At 69.2% G+C, this 1,450-nt stretch carries 1 protein-coding gene; it reads left to right on the forward strand.

All coding sequences use genetic code 11. The features are described 5' to 3' along the window. The first annotated feature begins 68 nt into the window (after positions 1-68). Positions 69-1,334 (forward strand): IS701 family transposase, encoded by a 1,266-nt coding sequence (locus ABZ659_RS35830; protein ID WP_360229186.1) that lies wholly within the window; start codon positions 69-71, stop codon positions 1,332-1,334. Positions 1,335-1,450: the final 116 nt, after the last annotated feature.

Here is a 1,450-nt window from a genome sequence, read left to right on the forward strand (position 1 = left end):
CTAGTAGGGCTTGGTCATCTTCACTTGTGCATGCGTGTCTACTGCTCTACGAGCGTCGTTGGGGTGGTGTGACACCTGAGGAGTTGGCCGGGGTCCGTGAGGACCTGGAGACGTTCGCGGCGGAGTTGTTCGATGGGTTCTTCCGTGCGGATCAGCGGCGGTGGGGTCAGGCGTATGTGCGCGGTCTGTTGCTGGACGGGCGGCGTAAGTCGGTGGAGCCGATGGCGGCCCGTCTCGGTGAGGACGGCAACCGGCAGGCGCTGGCGCACTTCATCACCTCCAGCCCGTGGGATGCGGCGTATGTGCGGGCCCGGCTGGCCTGGCGGATGCACGAGGCGATCGGCCCGGAGGCGTTGATCATCGACGACACCGGGTTCCTCAAGGACGGGGACGCCTCGGCGTGTGTGGCCCGGCAGTACACCGGCACGGCGGGCAAGGTCACCAACTGCCAGGTGGGGGTGTCGCTTCACCTGGCCACCGACCGTGCCTCGGCCGCGGTCAACTGGCGGCTGTTCCTGCCCGCCTCCTGGGATCCTGCCTCCTTGGAGGCGGATGCGGCCAAGGTCGCCCGCCGCAGCCGCTGCGGCATTCCGGCCCGGGTGGGGCATGTGGAGAAGTGGCAGTTGGCCCTGGACATGATCGACGAGAGCAGGTCGTGGGGCCTTGAGATTCCCCTGGTCGTCGCGGACGCCGGTTACGGCGATGCCGCCGCCTTCCGCCATGGCCTGGAAGAACGCAAGCTGCCCTACGCGGTGGGGATCTCCTCCCGCCACACCGCTCACCCGGCCGACGCCCGGCCCGTCCAGCCCGCCTACACAGGCACCGGCCGGCCACCGAAAGTGCAGTACCCCGAGCCCGCGCAGACCGTGAAGGACCTGGTCATCGCGGCGGGGAAGGCGGCGGCCCGGCCGGTGTCCTGGCGGGAAGGCTCCCGGCCGGGCAAGGGCCGAAGCGGCGTCAAACGCATGTACTCGCGGTTCGTCGCCCTCAGGGTCCGCCCCGCCGGACGCGGCGTCCGCGCGACCAGCGACGGTCCGGAGCTGCCCGAACGCTGGCTGCTGGCCGAGTGGCCGGCCGATGAGAGTGAGCCGGTGCAGTTCTGGCTGTCGAACCTGCCCTCCGGGATGCCGCTGGCCACGCTCGTGCGGCTGGCCAAACTCCGCTGGCGCATCGAACACGACTACCGCGAGATGAAACAGACCCTGGGCCTGGCCCACTTCGAAGGCCGCACCTGGAGCGGCTGGCACCACCACGTCACCCTCGTCTCCGCCGCCCACGCCTTCTGCACCCTGCAACGACTGACACGAGACCCAAAAGACGCGGCGCCGGCCTGAGCCTCTACCAAGTCGTCCACGAACTGCAGACACTCCTGGCCACCTGGACCGGCGCCTGCCCCACCTGCCACCGCGACATACCCACACTGATACGAACCTGACCAAGCCCTACTAGG

The organism is Streptomyces sp. NPDC006997 (assembly GCF_040635175.1).
Lineage (GTDB): Bacteria > Actinomycetota > Actinomycetes > Streptomycetales > Streptomycetaceae > Streptomyces.